14 protein-coding genes and 1 riboswitch are annotated in these 15,467 nt (G+C 47.1%); of the genes, 8 read left to right on the top strand and 6 right to left on the bottom strand.

Annotated features, from left to right (window positions below):
• Positions 1-42: 42 nt before the first annotated feature.
• From JQC93_RS01080 to JQC93_RS01095, 4 genes are all read right to left on the bottom strand, one after another.
• Positions 43-1,908: a methyl-accepting chemotaxis protein gene (locus tag JQC93_RS01080; protein ID WP_205156629.1), complete on the bottom strand. Its 1,866-nt coding sequence runs from the start codon at positions 1,906-1,908 to the stop codon at positions 43-45.
• A 314-nt stretch (positions 1,909-2,222) separates the two neighbouring features.
• On the bottom strand, positions 2,223-3,395 hold the full coding sequence (gene traF, locus JQC93_RS01085; RefSeq protein WP_205156630.1) for a conjugal transfer protein TraF: 1,173 nt from the start codon (positions 3,393-3,395) through the stop codon (positions 2,223-2,225).
• The gene (locus tag JQC93_RS01090; RefSeq protein WP_205156631.1) at positions 3,395-4,471 is read right to left on the bottom strand and encodes a hypothetical protein; all 1,077 of its coding nucleotides are present in this window, start codon (positions 4,469-4,471) and stop codon (positions 3,395-3,397) included. The genes traF and JQC93_RS01090 overlap by 1 nt, the downstream gene beginning before the upstream one ends.
• Positions 4,472-4,699: 228 nt before the next feature.
• Entirely contained in the window at positions 4,700-5,728 is a 1,029-nt protein-coding gene (locus tag JQC93_RS01095) for an oxidoreductase (RefSeq protein ID WP_205156632.1), read from the bottom strand.
• A 208-nt stretch (positions 5,729-5,936) separates the two neighbouring features.
• On the opposite strand from JQC93_RS01095, the gene JQC93_RS01100 reads away from it, so the two are divergent.
• The 5 genes from JQC93_RS01100 to JQC93_RS01120 all read left to right on the top strand — a co-directional run bounded on the left by JQC93_RS01100 (position 5,937) and on the right by JQC93_RS01120 (position 9,145).
• Positions 5,937-6,737 carry a PEP-CTERM sorting domain-containing protein gene (locus JQC93_RS01100; protein WP_205156633.1) on the top strand — a complete coding sequence of 267 codons (801 nt, stop codon included), beginning with the start codon at positions 5,937-5,939 and terminating at the stop codon, positions 6,735-6,737.
• A gap of 147 nt (positions 6,738-6,884) precedes the next feature.
• Complete coding sequence (locus tag JQC93_RS01105; RefSeq protein WP_205156634.1) at positions 6,885-7,379, top strand: GNAT family N-acetyltransferase; 495 nt, start codon at positions 6,885-6,887, stop codon at positions 7,377-7,379.
• 14 nt (positions 7,380-7,393) lie between these two features.
• The gene (locus tag JQC93_RS01110; protein WP_205156635.1) at positions 7,394-8,176 is read left to right on the top strand and encodes an aminoglycoside phosphotransferase family protein; all 783 of its coding nucleotides are present in this window, start codon (positions 7,394-7,396) and stop codon (positions 8,174-8,176) included.
• Between the two features lie 49 nt (positions 8,177-8,225).
• The gene (locus JQC93_RS01115) at positions 8,226-8,627 is read left to right on the top strand and encodes a GNAT family N-acetyltransferase (protein ID WP_205157345.1); all 402 of its coding nucleotides are present in this window, start codon (positions 8,226-8,228) and stop codon (positions 8,625-8,627) included.
• Complete coding sequence (locus JQC93_RS01120) at positions 8,624-9,145, top strand: GNAT family N-acetyltransferase (RefSeq protein ID WP_205156636.1); 522 nt, start codon at positions 8,624-8,626, stop codon at positions 9,143-9,145. Before JQC93_RS01115 ends, JQC93_RS01120 begins: the two co-directional genes overlap by 4 nt.
• 47 nt (positions 9,146-9,192) lie before the next feature.
• Here JQC93_RS01120 and JQC93_RS01125 read toward each other — a convergent pair whose 3' ends face one another.
• Positions 9,193-10,563 (bottom strand): alanine/glycine:cation symporter family protein, encoded by a 1,371-nt coding sequence (locus JQC93_RS01125; protein ID WP_205156637.1) that lies wholly within the window; start codon positions 10,561-10,563, stop codon positions 9,193-9,195.
• Between the two features lie 145 nt (positions 10,564-10,708).
• A riboswitch (glycine riboswitch) is annotated at positions 10,709-10,823 on the bottom strand.
• A gap of 239 nt (positions 10,824-11,062) precedes the next feature.
• Positions 11,063-11,419 (bottom strand): hypothetical protein, encoded by a 357-nt coding sequence (locus JQC93_RS01130; protein ID WP_236009215.1) that lies wholly within the window; start codon positions 11,417-11,419, stop codon positions 11,063-11,065.
• Positions 11,420-11,730: 311 nt separating this feature from the next.
• Here JQC93_RS01130 and zwf point away from each other — a divergent pair, with 311 nt between their 5' ends.
• The 3 genes from zwf to gnd are packed head-to-tail and all read left to right on the top strand — an operon-like array spanning position 11,731 to position 15,427.
• Positions 11,731-13,233 (top strand): glucose-6-phosphate dehydrogenase, encoded by a 1,503-nt coding sequence (gene zwf, locus JQC93_RS01135; protein WP_205156638.1) that lies wholly within the window; start codon positions 11,731-11,733, stop codon positions 13,231-13,233.
• Positions 13,230-13,943, top strand: a complete 714-nt coding sequence (pgl, locus tag JQC93_RS01140; protein ID WP_205156639.1) for a 6-phosphogluconolactonase — start codon at positions 13,230-13,232, stop codon at positions 13,941-13,943. The genes zwf and pgl overlap by 4 nt, the downstream gene beginning before the upstream one ends.
• Positions 13,944-13,978: 35 nt before the next feature.
• Positions 13,979-15,427 (top strand): decarboxylating NADP(+)-dependent phosphogluconate dehydrogenase, encoded by a 1,449-nt coding sequence (gene gnd / locus JQC93_RS01145; protein ID WP_084888773.1) that lies wholly within the window; start codon positions 13,979-13,981, stop codon positions 15,425-15,427.
• Positions 15,428-15,467 lie beyond the last annotated feature (40 nt).

A 15,467-nucleotide genomic window follows, 5' to 3' on the forward strand; every position in this document is an offset into this window, starting at 1 on the left:
CACGCTGCGGCTAAAAGATGTCGCCAATTGAAAGGATTTTAGTTACACGACAAATTTGTTCATGATTGCCTCTTGATCTTGCACGTTGGCTGTTTGTGCTTGGAGTGCAATGCTTGCAGTTTGAGCCGATTCAGAAACTTGCTCAGACAAGTCTTTAATCTTAAACGTATTATTGTTAATTTCTTCTGCGACTAAAGACTGCTCTTCGGCGGCCGAGGCAATGTGAATGTTCATGTCACTGATTTGAGCAATAGCGTTGCGAATACGCTCTAATGAGTGATTCGCTTCTTCCGCGCTTTGCACCGTGCTATTTGCGGTATCCCGGCTCTGATTCATTGCTGTTGAGACCGCGCTTGCCCCAGCTTGAAGCTGCTCAATCATGCTACGAATCTCAGTGGTGGATTCTTGGGTACGTTGTGCCAACGTTCGAACCTCGTCAGCAACGACCGCGAACCCACGGCCTGATTCACCCGCTCGAGCCGCTTCAATAGCAGCATTAAGCGCCAGCAGGTTAGTTTGGTCTGCAATATCGTTGATGACTTTTAAGATCGTTTCAATGTTGTCTGTCGCGGCTTCCAGTGTGCCCACTTCTTCAACCGCTTGGTCGATCCTTAGGGAGAGATCGCCAATCGCGCTCGCAGTATGTTCAACAATGGATGAGCCTAGCGAGGTGGCTTCATCGGCCTCTTTAGCCGCAGATGCAGCGCCTTGCGCAGTATTGGCAACTTCGGTCGATGTGGTTGCCATCTCATTCATTGCGGTGGCTAACTGCTCTAGCTCTTGCATCTGAACGTTCATTGCATTCGCCGTATCTTGCGCGTTAGTCGTCGAAACGGTTGTACCATTAAGGATCTCTTGTCCAATAGACTTGGTGTCCTGGATCTTGGTTTGTAGAGATTGCATAAAGCTGTTAAAGCCTTTGGCTAGCGAGGCAAACTCTTCATCGGTGTTTGTGTCGAGGCGCTGAGTGAGATCGCCTTCCCCTTGAGATAAGCTTTCAATCGCTGCGTTTAGACGGCCTAATGGATGCATTAATCGGTTAATGACAAAGTAGAGAACAACCATGGTTAAACCAAGTGCAATTAAGCTAAAGACGATGGTGGTCGAGCGCAGGGAGTCGATGCTCGCGTAGACAATCTTCTCATCAACGAGTATGCCCACATACCAGTTCTCGCCCGCCACTTTAGCCAGCTTCAACGTGTATTCTTTGCCCGACTGCTCTACCTGTTGAAGCTGCTCAGTAACGCTTAGGTTTGCAATATAGTCATTGAGGTTTTGACCATTAAACTCGGCATTTGGGTGCGCAATGATGGTTCCTGCTTCTGTCATAACAAAAACATGTCCAGCATTGCTAAAGTTGACGGCATTAGCCGATTCAGCCAAGCCCTTTAGGCTAACATCAAACAGAGCGACTCCGACAAAACGACCGTTTTCACGAACCGGTTCGGCAATCGAAATAATTGTCTCCCCAGTATTGGCGTCTAGGTAGGGTTCGGTCAGAGTTTGCGAGTTTGCCTTTTGCGCTTGAGAGTACCAACCACGAGTTCTTGGGTCGTAACCTTCTGGATCCCAACCACTGTCGTTCTCCCATGTTTCACCGGTGGCTTCAATACCTAGTGCGGCAATGATGAAACGCTCTTTGACTTCAGGACGCTCAATGATTGACCGAACGCTTTGTTCACTAGGATCGAGTGACATCATCTCGGTGACCACTTTTGCCATAGAGCGTTTGTCACGAATATCGGCAGACACCGTTCTAGCAAGGCTATTAGTGAGCTCACTCATCGAGCTTTGAACTTGCTCATGAATGGCGTTTTTGGATTCAAAATATTGGTTGGTGGCGAGAATCCCTACCGAAAGTAAGAATAAGGCCGATGATGCGGCAATAATTTTGTGGCTGAATTTCATGTTGAAAGACCCTACTTTTCTGTGTTCATAGTTTTTCTTATAAGAACGTGTATTTTATAGAATGACGTACTGTTTGTGAAGTCTAAAGTGCTGTGATTAATGGACGCGCATAAACGTGCTTTTCTTAATACGATGGCTATCGGCCCTGTGCGTAAGAGACTTTAATAAAAGCAGGCGGTGTTTTTTATTTTGGTGGAAGATGCCACGTTAGCTGTGTGTGAAGGACAAAAACAAAAAAAAAGCGCCTCAGTGTGAGGCGCTTTGGTTGATCATTCTAGAAGTTTGATGAATGTATCAGTGTCGATTGATTGAGATTACCAACCTAGACCTAGGCTTGCTGTGTAACGACGGTCAGTTTTGTCACCTGATACTGGTCCAACTTCTTCTGCATAAGAGGCAAAAGAGAGTTTGAATATCGATGCAGCAAAGTCGATGCCTGCAGTCCAGTTACCTTGGTATAGACCCGCAGCAAGCTCAAGCGATGACCATGTGTTATCGTAAAGCAATGCAGACATGCCGAGGTTGAGCTGCTGGATGATGTCGTTTGATTCAACATCACGGTAGCTCAAGCCATCTTCATCTGGGTTGTAATCATAGATACGGAATGTATTGGCATTAAGGACATCAACATAGTCGATAGCGATACGAGTGCGTTTGATGAATGGAATTTCAGGTTCAACAGCACCACCAATGTTCACAGTCATTGGCTGTGAGCCGTACGCGTCGTCAAAGTCCAATCCGCCAATGTTCATGATGCTAAGGCCAAATGATGGCTTTAGAGGTACGTTAAACTGATAGATAGCACCTAAATCAAATGCAAATGCAGTGTTGGTTTCGCTTGCTTCATCAATGATCTCGTCAGCTTTTCCTTCGAAATCTAAAATGTCATCTGGGTCCAAAACATCCTCGTAAGAGTTTTGACCATAGAACTTACCACCAAGACCCAGTGAAAGATCGCCTAACCACATATCGCGCAAGGTGTAACTTACACCCGCATTTACACCACCGTAGGCACGTGTTTGAAGCTCCAATACGCTAATGTTGTATGGGTTTGCAATAACATTAATGTCAGTCGCTGCTAGTAAGCCAATGCTCCAGGCAATGTCGCCATGGTTATAACTGACAGAGCTGTAGTTTGAAAAATCGATGTACACAGGTTGGCCTGCGTATTTTTCTAGGACATCTTCAATGTCACTACTGTCGCCAGAGTCAGACGCGTCTGCAAGGTCAGTAAAGATTTCTGTACCATTTTGAGTGGCCGTCGCTTGGAAGCCCAGTAGCTCGACAATCATGCCGTGATCAGTCGGCAACTTTGCCAGACCCGCTGGGTTAGAAAAAACTGCTGTGCTGTAACCGCCAGTGGCAACACTTGCGCCGCCCATAGCCATTGTACGCGTATCTTTATATAAGTAAGACTGCGGTGCCGCGACTGCTGCGCCAGATACTGCCATTGCTACTAGTGAGGGTAAAATCCAATTCGTTTTCATTAGTTGCTCTCACTTTTGTTTAGGTAGGCTAGTAGATCTTCAATCTCAATGTTTGCGATATCAGTTTCTGAAGATTCGGCAAGAATTTCGGTTTTAAACTCATCGATACTGTCAAGAATATCCGCTTTATCTTCTTCGCTAACGGAAGGAAGGTTATCGACTACCGATTCGATATTTGCAATGCCGTCTTTTAATGTGTCTAGTAGGTATTCTTCCATACCTAACTCGTCGCCGTTACCACGGTTTAGTGGACACGGATAGATATCTGTATCGCCTTCGGTACCTGTAGCGTAGTTGACGTCACAGAAGCCTTCGGTCATGACCATGAACGCAGGAGTACCAGCAAGGAAAGTTTCTTCAACCGCATTAACATCAGTAACCGTATATGTTGAGTAGGTTGAACCATCGTTAAAAGTGACTGAAACAGGACCAGAGTAGCTAGTGATCACAGCGGTATCATTACAAGTTTCTTGCGTACCAATTGAGTTGATGATCTCTAACGCACAGGTTGCACGCTCTAGTTTATAGTTAGCTTCGCTAGTGTCGGTAATATCCGACTTATCATCAAACCAACTGTCTAGTTCACCACCTAACAGGTTGTTAATCGCAGATGTGGTTTGCGCCATGTTCACCATACTATTGATCAGGCGTACACCGAGCCGTTCATCATCGCCCGTACCATCGAGGTATTCTGATAAAACGTCGTTTGCAAGTTTTAGGTCAGTCAACGCGGTAGCTGACTGAGTGCTCGTCATCGAATCTACAAACGTCTGGAAGCTGTCGTCTTGTTCTGAGCCTTCATCATTCGAGTCCATAACCGAGAACATAATGTCCGGCAGAGAGGTTCCGGCGCGGCCCATGTATGCGGTGCCTTTGTCGACCATGTAACCATCTGCTGGGTAAGATTCTTGGCAAGATTGTGTTTCTAGGCGTGAGAGCGCAGAGTCAAAGTCTTTTGCGTTCATGTCTTGTTTAACGTAGTAAGAACAAAGCTCACCATTTTGGTCAACTTCATTACAGCCCACTAGGCCGAAACCGGTTGACAGGATCGCCACCGATAGAAGAGTTTTTTTCATTATAGCCACTGCCTTGTGTCATTGTTAATTTTTCGTTACGGAACGGGGTTCCTTATCCAATTAATAGTACGATGAACGTTAAACAGGGTCAATTGTAACAGGGTGTAACGAAGACTGTTTTTTGGTCCTAAAGTTCACTTCTATGTAACTAGATGTACGAATTGTGACCTAGGACATATTTTGCGTGGTTCAAAACATGCCCTAGGTGAACCAGAAAACCAATGGATGTTAAATAAATGTTACCCTTTGTGTCGCAGCGCTCTCTTCTGCAGCCTGAATAACTCTAATGACATTTAGCGCGTCAATCGCTGACACAGGCGTGTCGGCTTCATTACGAATGTGGGTTGCAAGTTGCTGATAATATTCAGGGTAGCTACCATTTTCTGTAGCCACTTTGCTGCTTACTTCATTTTCGTTGGTTAAGGTACCGTGATAACTTGGCTCCTCAATACCCCAGTTTTTTTCTGGTGTTAAGCCCTGTTGTAGCGCATTTTCTTGGGGGTCAAAACCATGTTTTATAAAATGACCTTTCGTACCTTTAATGGTAAATCTTGGTCCTGCTTCCGTACTAAGGCAATCACCACGTAAAAGCACATCTAGCTGAGGATATTGGAGGATCACCAGAAACTGATCTACCGCTTTCGCATTAATTCGTTGAGCACGTAATGAGCCGTATACCGAGGTCGGTAAACCAAATAACTGCAACGCTTGGTCGACAAGGTGAGAGCCAAGATCGTACCAAATACCGCTTCCTGCATCATCAGACTCTTTCCAGCGGGTTTTTACTTCAGGTCGATAGCGGTTATAGCTGGATTCGAAGGTATGAACATCGCCTAGTTCACCGCTTTGTATTAGGGATTTAACGGTTTTAAAATCACCATCAAAGCGGCGATTGTGATAGACCGAGAGCACAACGCCATGTTGTTTCGCAAGATCGATTAAGTGTTCGCCCTGCGCGGCGTCCACCACGAAAGGTTTCTCAATGGTGACGTGTTTACCAGCCAAAATAGCGGCTTTAGCCATGGGGTAGTGCATCTGGTTAGGTGTGGTTATCACGACCAATTCAATGGCGGGATCAGCAAGCAACGCGTCGTAATCTTGAAAGACTTTAACCTGCGGATAGCGTTGGTGCACCAGTGCTTCATTAGAGGAAAGAAATGCTACTAATTCAGTCTCTTCAATAGCCTCAATAAGAGGAGCGTGAAACGTTTGTCCTGACATCCCAAAGCCGATAACGGCCGTTTTAACTTTCTGCATATCCTTTTCCTATAAAAGCATTAATCCCAAGCAGTATAACGCTGCAAAGGATTAGCTGGCTACGCTTGTTTTAGGGCTAGTTTCTGTCAGGTTTCTTTACACTTAAGTTTAGAGCTAATACTTCAAGGTGAACGTATTCAAGCATTTACTAATATGGCACTAATTATGCCTGTAGATAAAGGCGTACATCAAAAATAGGAGAGCGCAAATGAGACAGCTGTTTATACTCTGCGTAGTGATGTTACTTCCGTTTACCTCACAGGCTACCCCCATTTTGGCGGGTGATACCGCAACAATTTTGATGGTTGGGGATTCAAGGCCAGATAACCCTAATAACGTCTTTGCCGAATTGCGCTTAGAAGCGTTATCCACCACAGAGATCCAATTTACATTCGATTTGTTGGATTCGTTTGAAAGTGAAGACGCTGGTTTGACACCGCCGTATTACCATAGCGGTGCCAAGCTAGATGCGTTTTACTTTAACTTGGATGGTGAGCTTAGCCAGTTTTCGTTTAGTGATTTTCAACCAGCTGGATGGCTTATGAATGAACTGGACTCTCCAACATGTACAGTTGGTGGTACGGCTAAAGGCTCTGGTAAAGCATGTTTTGCGTTCGAGGCTGATAAACCTAATCCAGGGAATGCGGTTGAAGATGTCACGGTTAGTACGGATCTTATATTTACCGTCACCAAAGACTCAGCGTGGGTGATTGAAGATTTTACCGATGCACCCTTAGGCGTAAGTAATGACGATGCCGCAGGTCCTGGTGGAATATTTGGCGCACATGTGCAAGCACTTGATTTGAGTTGTAACGTGATTACGTCATTTGATGATGATCAGGATAGCGATTGTAGCGACAGTGCATTCATCTATGGCGGAGGCCTTGAGTTTACGACCGTCAGTATCGATCCCGATCCTGATCCAATTTCAGAGCCGGCTCATCTCGCGCTATTCAGTCTTGCGTTGATAGGTATGGGAGTGGGTGTACGCCGTCGCCGTCAACAGTAGCCAATTTTCTAAAGATAGAAGCCAGTCATTGACTGGCTTTTTTGCGTCTATTTACTGTTAATAAACAAAATCTTATTGTTTTTCATTGCTCATTCGTTGCACACTGTAATTGTAGATGATCACAGTTAGAAGCAGCGAGGAAGCACTATGGGATCCATTGTCGTCCGTCATACCGAACCACAAGATTGGCCATCGGTAAAAGACATTTACACCCACCCAGTGGCTCATTCCGGTACGTTACAATTGCCTTACCCATCAGGAAAGGTATGGGAGCAGCGACTATCCAACATCCCCGATAATGTTTACAGCTTTGTCGCCGAATTTGACGGCAAAATTGTGGGTAACCTAGGCATGGAGATCCAAAAAAATCCTCGTCGTCGTCACGTCGCTTCGTTTGGGATGGGGGTTATGGATGACTATCAGGGGCAAGGTGTAGGAAGCGCACTGATTGGTGCCATGATTGAGCTTGCCGACAACTGGTTGAATGTACGACGCATTGAACTCACCGTATTTTCAGATAACTTGTCGGCGATTGCATTGTACGAAAAGTTTGGATTCGTCCAAGAAGGGATCGCGCAAGGTTTTGCGTATCGAAAAGGTGAGTATGTTGATGCTATCTATATGGCGAGATTAAGAACATAAAAACAGGACTATCCATGACGCAACCCGCACTAGGCCGCGATGGCATTTCGCTAAACGGCAGTGAAGTACGTAGACCCTTTCAAACATGGTCATTTGAGGTCCATAAACTGCTTAATTTTCTCGCTCAGGCCGGATACGAGACAGCGCCACAGCTAATACGAGTAGAAACAGACCAGCAGCAAAACCAGTGGGAAGTGTTGACGCTGGTCGAGGGAGAGACGTATGACTTTCCGCTCACAGGACCCATAGCATCGGCAACGGCCTTAAAAAGCTGCGCGCAATTACTCAAGCGTTACCACACTCTCTCTGCTGCTTACTTAGAGCAGCTTCGTCAACGCCCAGATTGGCAACAAATAGAGTGGATGTTACCCAGCCGCCAGCCCATTGAGGTGTTATGTCACGGGGATTTTAGTCCTTACAATGTCGCGCTTAACAAAGAGACGGTAACTGGCGTGTTTGATTTTGATACCGTGCACCCGGGGCCTGCATTATGGGATGTGGCGTATACTGTGTATTGCTTCGCACCCTTTAAAACCGACGAGCACGATCAGCTGTTTACGTTAGATCAGCAAATCCAACGAGCTAAACTGTTTTGTGATAGCTATGGTTTAGACAATCAGCAGCGGGCTCAGCTTGTTCAAGTGATGCAAGATAGAGTACAGGCGTTGGTGGATTTTATGCAGTCGAGCCAAGGTGGCGAATACGGGACGTCTTCGCAGTTAGTCACCTACATAAATGACATTAAGTATATGCACTCAAACCGAGACACAATCATTCAAGGATTGATTGCATCGTAATAACCAAGGAGGGGTTGTGACTTATAAACTACATACTCAACTTGAGCAGATGGATACAGAGACCATCTATCAATTTATCAGTCAGAGCTACTGGGCGAAAGACATGCCACGGCCACTATTTGATAAAGCGTTGGCCAATTCGCGCTGCTACGGCTATGTAGACGAACAAGGTAAGCAAGTTGCGTTTGCGCGAGTGATCACCGATTGCGCCACATTTGCGTATTTAGCCGACGTGTTTGTGATGCCCGACTATCGCGGGCGAGGCCTGTCAAAGAAACTGGTAAAACAAGTGTTAGACGATGACGAGCTTCAAGGCCTTCGCCGCATGATGTTGGCGACAAAAGATGCCCATGGGTTATATAAGCAATTAGGTTTTGAGCCGGTGCTGTACCCAGAAATGCTGATGCAAATTTGGCAGCCTGGTATCTATCAAAACGAGTCTGAGAAATGAAAATATTTACCGAACGACTTATGCTGCGTAATTTTCGATTAGAAGATCTTCCCCACTATTTGGCGATGACTGCCTGTGAGTCGTATCAACGCTTTTACCCCGACGAGCAGTGCAGCGCAGCCTTTGGCACGCAGCTGGTGCACAGCTTTATTGACGAATCGCAGCAGTGGCCGCGTTTGCGATTTCACATGGCGATCTGCCACTCGCAGTATGACCAATGGATTGGTGTGGCCAGCGCACGAATTGAAAGCAGTGGTACGGCGTCGATAGGCTTTGGCCTGTCGCCAGAGCATTGGGGAAAAGGCTATGTTGTTGAAGCGATGCGAGAGTTAATGCGCTTTATGCAAAGCGAATATCAGGTGACGCGCTTTTACGCAGAGACGCTGCATGACAACGAAGCTGCAATCAAGGTATTGAGCCAGTTAGGCTTGTCTTTGGCGAGCGTCCAGCCTAAGCAGTTTTACTTTAAGCAGCAAAGCTGGGATGGGGTTACCTACCAGTCGGACTCGCCTCAATGATCGATGTTAAAGAGAAACATCGATCTTAAAGAGGCGAGCACAGAAGATTAAGCGTTGTGATCGATTGGTGCAGAGCGAGACTGCTGGAAGAACAGTTTAGTTTCTTCAATTACCACAGAGCGCAGCAGCACTAGGCCAATTAGGTTAGGGATGGCCATTAATCCGTTAACGATGTCGGCGATGATCCAAATCATATCCAATTTCATCACAGACCCAAGCGCCACCAATACGATGAATAGCACTTTAAAAGGCAGAACTGCTTTTTGGCCAAACAAGTAAACCACACAGCGCTCACCGTAGTAGTTCCAACCCAAAATAGTGGTAAAGGCAAAAAAGATAAGACCCACAGACACTAGCATTGGACCTAAGGTGTCAGAGTTGAGCCCCGTTGCAAAGGCATGCGTTGTCATCGCAGCACCGGCAAAGTCTGTTTGCCATGCACCCGTTAGGATCAGAGCCAAACCCGTCATCGTACAGATGATGATGGTATCGAAAAACGTCCCCGTCATTGAGATTAGGCCCTGCTTAACGCACGAGTCGGTTTTCGCCGCTGCCGCTGCCATTGGAGCACTACCCAGACCAGATTCGTTAGAAAACACCCCGCGCGCAATACCCGATTGGATGGCCAGCATAATGCTCGCCCCTAAAAAGCCGCCGCTGGCTGCTGTTGGGGTAAAGGCAGACACCAATACCAGTTGCACCGCGTCGGCCAGTTTATCGGCATTAAGCACAATCACACTTAAACACGCCACTACATAGACAATGGCCATGGTAGGCACCACTTTAGTCGCGACTTTTGAAATAGATTGAATCCCGCCTAAGGTTACAAGCGCAACCAGTAGGGTTAGCACAACCGCTGAGCCAGTGCGAGGAAGTGAGAACGTGATGCTGGCTGCATCCAAAATGGCGTTAACTTGCGGGAATGTACCAATACCAAAACACGCCACACCAATAGTGAATAGAGCAAACAGGTTTGCGAGCCATTTAGAACCAACACCATCGCGCAGATAGTACATTGGCCCGCCTAGCATTTCGCCTTTGCTGTCGGTTTTGCGGTACTTAACCGCGAGCAAACACTCGGCGTACTTGGTCGCCATACCAAATAAAGCGGCCAACCACATCCAAAATAGCGCACCTGGGCCACCGACTTTAATAGCGGTGGCAACACCAACGATGTTACCCGTACCAATGGTCGCCGATAATGCGGTACATAGTGCTGCGAAACTCGAGACATCACCTTTGGCACTGCTGGAGCTAGATTTGCTAAAAACGAGTTTTAAAGCCGTAGGTAAATGGCGGATCTGAATAAGCCCAAGCTTAAACGTAAAATACGCGCCAGTGCCGACCAGTAGCAGAAGCAGGGGAGGTCCCCAAACAAAATTGTCAATTGCGAGCAGTATCGCGTGTGCATCAAGCATGATTTCTCCTTAAACAACTAAAAAATAAGGAGAAGAGAGAAAGGATTTACACTGTAAAGGGTAAATTTTATGGGTATTAACCTGCAGACCAGTAGATAGTACGTACAAAAATGTGTAGTAAAAACAATACTATAATATTGGTGCCTTTCGCTCCTCTGTCCTTTTGCCTGAGAGTTTCACTCTGCGATATGCGCAAAGCTTGCTCCTTCGGCGGCCGATTTCTACCACTAAGTAGTGCGGCTCTCTCCAGAGGTTCCTCCAACGACAGTCCCCGCCCATTACTTGCGTAATAAAGCACCTGAAAGATTTACTTCTTCGGTAGGAAGCGCCAGTTCTTAATCATAAGCTGGACGTTTCCACTCTCCTGCGGTCTTCACCGGAACAATTATCGGGTTTCGATAATTGCGCGTATGGTAAGCAAATCTTATTTTTATGTCACGCACAAAATCGGCCGAAATTAACGGCTGGCTATTTTCTCGCCATGCTGGTTAATGGCCTGTTAATTGAGCGAGTGAAGTGACACCTGTTCATTACGCCAAAGTGACAAAGTTTCTTTCACTTTGTTACATTCGCCAAACAGTATTTGGTATTGAGGCGTGTAATCTACCCCTAAATAGGTTGTCCTCACCATTTGTGATGTTTTGACATCCACTTGGGTCACCACACGACCTTTAAAATTCTGAAAAAGCGCAAATTGTTCGCTCTGAAAAACCAATTGCGACGGATAGAAAACGAAGTGATCTTGAGTCTCTTTAAGCTGACACTTTAAGCCAAAGTTTGCGGCCGCAAAGCTGCTCAACGACAGGCCGTAACATGCTAAGAAAATCAGGGTGGTTACCAAGGGGCGAATCTTCATAGTCTGTCCTTATGGTCAGTTTGATGCACTAAGTATAGACAGGAACAAAATAGCCCGCAGAATCTGCGCTCAGAGGGTTGAAAATAGCTAGGGTCGACCACAACTGTATAGGTGAGAATGAGAATTGTGATAAATATCAAATTATGTTTGACGATGTTGGCTTTGCCATATAGCCTTTTCGCAACAAGATAGACTCATCTTCTTTAACAAATTAGCCTTGGGATCGAAGCGACTTGGTCGACTCCTATCCGCATTACGTCGGGGAAAAAGGCATTAACGTGCAAACTGTGACTATTTCTCAAGGAAAGACCATGGTAATACCTGAAAACAGTAGTATTGTGATTTTTGGTGCATCTGGTGACCTAACTTCCCGTAAGTTGATCCCTGCTCTTTATCACCTTTATGCCGCAGACAAACTGCCAAAATCCTTTGTTATTTTGGGCGTAAGCCGCACTGAATATAGCGATCAAAGCTATAGAGAAAAACTCAAAGAATCCCTTCACCAGTTAGAAAAAACCGAGCCCTCAAAGCTGGATGCGTTTTGTGATCATTTGCATTACCAAGCAGTGAACACCTCCGACTGCGAAGACTACGCGAAGTTAGTGACCCGTTTAGACGAGCTAGCCACACAATATAGCTTTGAGCATCGCAATACGTTGTTCTATCTGGCAACGCCACCGAGCTTATACAGCGTGATCCCGGCAAGCCTTGGCTACCATGGACTTAACGACGAAAGTGACGGTTGGAAACGCCTCATTGTTGAAAAGCCATTTGGTTATGATCTGGAATCGGCAATCAAATTAGACACCGATATTCATCAGCATTTTGAAGAGCATCAGATCTACCGAATTGACCACTACCTAGGTAAAGAAACCGTTCAAAACCTACTGGTGTTTCGATTCTCTAACGCGATGTTTGAGCCACTATGGAATCGCAACTACATCGAGTATGTTGAGATCACCGGCGCCGAGTCGCTTGGTGTTGAAGAGCGCGGCGGCTATTACGATGGGTCGGGTGCGGTGCGCGATATGTTCCAAAACCACCTTCTGCAAGTGCTTGCGATGGTGGGCATGGAGCCGCCAGCTCAAATCAACGCAGACTCAATGCGTGACGAAGTGGTTAAAGTGTTGCAGTGCTTAAAACCGCTGGATGAAAACGATTTAAAAGACAACCTCGTTCTAGGCCAATACACCGAATCGACCGTGCGCGGTAAATTCTTACCTAGCTATCGTGATGAAAACGGTGTCGCAGACGATTCGCGCACCGAGACCTACGTAGGGGTAAAAGCGTGCATTAACAACTGGCGTTGGAACGGTGTGCCATTTTACATTCGCAGTGGTAAACGCCTACCAACGCGGGTCACCGAGGTGGTGATCCACTTTAAGAACACGCCACACCCTGTGTTTGGCCAAAATGCACCAGAGAACAAATTGATCATCCGTATTCAGCCTGACGAAGGCATACAGATGAGCTTTGGTCTAAAAGAGCCAGGGGCTGGCTTTAAAGCCAAGGAAGTGAAAATGAACTTCCACTACACCTCATTACAAGAAACCGGCATGTTGACCGCTTACGAGAGACTGCTGCTCGATGCACTCAACGGCGATGCAACTCTATTTGCCCGTAGCGATGCGGTACGAGCGTGCTGGGAATATGTACAACCCATACTGGACTACAAGCAAGAGCCAAAAGCACTGTTTGGTTATGCCTGTGGTACGTGGGGACCAAAAGAAGCGGACGACCTGCTCGCACGTCGCGATCGCGCTTGGCGCTTCCCATGTAAAAACCTTACTGACACGGATTATTGCGAACTATGATCAATGCCAAGATCTTTGATTCAGCCGACAAGGTGGTCACACACCTTGCGCAAGAGCTAAAACAACTGAGCGAGCAGGGCACACCTGTTCACATATCTTTATCTGGTGGCAGCACGCCAAAAATGCTGTTCAATTTGCTGGCGCGTGATTACGCCACCAGTATCAATTGGGCTAACTTGCATTTTTGGTGGGGTGACGAGCGATGTGTTGGGCCAACCGACGCCGAGAGCAACTACGGCGAAGCCAATACACTGCTGTTTAGCCACATTGACATTCCTGCGCAAAATATTCACCGCATTTTAGGTGAAAACGAGCCAGAAGCCGAAGCCGAGCGATTTGCCAACGAAATGGCCAGCGAGATTGACTGTGAAGACGGCGTGCCAGTGTTCGATTGGATCCTGCTAGGCGTTGGCGCCGATGGCCACACTGCATCACTGTTTCCAGGGCAAACCGATTACGACGAGCCGCGACTAGGCATTACCGCCACACACCCAGAATCTGGGCAAGTGCGCGTATCTAAAAGTGCCAAAGTGTTGCAAGCGGCCAAACGCATTAGCTACTTGGTGCTAGGCGCAGGCAAAGTTGACATAGTAGAAGAAATTCACACCACCGACGCGGCGAACCTGCCTTATCCGGCAGCAAAAATTCACTCCACTAAGGGTGAAACCGAGTGGTTTTTAGATTTAGATGCAGCAGCGAAAATCGCCTGATTTGACTGCTACCAAAACATATAGGGAAAGAGATAATGAAAGGTGATATTGGTGTAATTGGTCTTGCTGTTATGGGGCAAAACCTAATATTGAACATGAACGACCACGGTTTTAAAGTGGTGGCTCATAACCGTACTGCTGCAAAAGTGGACGAGTTTTTGGAAGGCCCAGCAAAGGGCACCAACATTGTGGGTGCTTACTCACTGGAAGAGCTGGTAGAGAAACTAGAATCACCGCGTAAAGTGATGCTAATGGTACGTGCCGGTGACGTTGTCGATAAGTTCATCGACGCATTGGTACCGCTGCTGGACAAAGGCGACATCATTATTGATGGCGGTAATACTAACTACCCAGACACCAACCGTCGCGTGGCAAGCCTTCGCGAAAAAGGCATCCACTTTATTGGTACTGGTGTATCGGGTGGTGAAGAAGGTGCGCGCTTTGGCCCGTCTATCATGCCAGGTGGCGCAGTTGAAGCTTGGGAAGCGGTTAAGCCAATCTTCCAAGGCATTTCTGCAAAGACAGACAACGGCGAGCCTTGCTGTGACTGGGTGGGCAACGATGGCGCTGGCCACTTCGTTAAAATGGTGCACAACGGCATCGAATACGGTGACATGCAGCTGATTACCGAAGCGTACCAGTTCATGAAAGACGGCCTAGGTATGAACGCCGACGAAATGCAAGCCGTGTTTGCCGACTGGAACACCACCGAACTAAACAGCTACCTTGTAGAAATCACCGCCGACATCCTTGGCTACAAAGATGAAGATGGTGAAGCGCTGGTTGAAAAAATTCTCGACACCGCAGGCCAAAAAGGCACCGGTAAATGGACCGGCATTAACGCCCTAGATCTTGGCATTCCACTGACCTTGATCTCTGAGTCTGTGTTCTCTCGCTGCCTATCGGCACTTAAAGACCAACGTGTTGACGCCGAAAAACTGTTTGGCAAAACCATTGCACCTGTTGAGGGTGACAAAAAAGAGTGGGTTGATGCCCTTCGCCAAGCACTGCTTGCGTCTAAGATCATCTCTTACGCACAAGGCTTTATGTTGATGCGTGAAGCGTCTAACGAGAACGGCTGGGATCTAAACTACGGCAACGTAGCGCTAATGTGGCGCGGCGGCTGTATTATCCGCTCGGCGTTCCTAGGCAATATCCGTGACGCCTACGAAAGCGATCCAGAGCTTGCTTTCCTTGGCTCAGACGCATACTTCAAAGGCATCCTAGACAACTGCCTTGGCGCGTGGCGTAAAGTTGCGGCTAAGTCGCTAGAAGTCGGCATTCCAATGCCTTGTACCACTTCAGCGCTTACGTTCCTAGACGGTTACACAACCGCTCGCTTGCCAGCAAACTTGCTGCAAGCACAGCGCGATTACTTTGGCGCACACACCTACGAGCGTATTGATCGTCCACGTGGTGAGTTCTTCCACACCAACTGGACAGGAACAGGCGGCGATACCGCATCGACCACCTACGACGTGTAAGTCGCAGAAAATCACACTAAAAGCCTCGCAGTCGCGGGGC

Source organism: Vibrio ulleungensis (assembly GCF_016900875.1).
GTDB lineage: Bacteria > Pseudomonadota > Gammaproteobacteria > Enterobacterales > Vibrionaceae > Vibrio > Vibrio ulleungensis.